This is a genomic window from Micromonospora sp. DT227, from assembly GCF_049841835.1.
Classification (GTDB): Bacteria; Actinomycetota; Actinomycetes; order Mycobacteriales; family Micromonosporaceae; genus Micromonospora.
On the sequence record NZ_JBNCLA010000099.1, the window covers coordinates 1 to 239 of the forward strand.

Annotated in this window: 1 protein-coding gene; it reads left to right on the forward strand. The window is 69.9% G+C overall.

What is annotated here, in order from left to right; all coding sequences use genetic code 11:
- A partial coding sequence (locus ACLQ2W_RS34065; protein WP_425792032.1) for a hypothetical protein occupies window positions 1-213 on the forward strand: 213 nt, incomplete at its 5' end.
- Between the last annotated feature and the right edge of the window lie 26 nt (window positions 214-239).

The window sequence follows — 239 nt, forward strand, 5'->3', positions numbered from 1 at the left end:
CCCACCATCCACACCCCCCACCGACACACCCCGCACCACCGGCCAGAACCGCTGACGCTGAAACGGATAGGTCGGCAGAGCAACCGGCTGGGTCGGGCCGGGACTCGTGCCGAGCAGTGTCGGCCAGTCCACCGCTCCGCCATGTACGTGGACACCGGCGAGCGCGGTCAGCAGTGTCTGCGGCTCATCCCGGTCGACTCGCAGCGCGGGTAGCCACACGTCTGTGTCGGGGGTGTCGG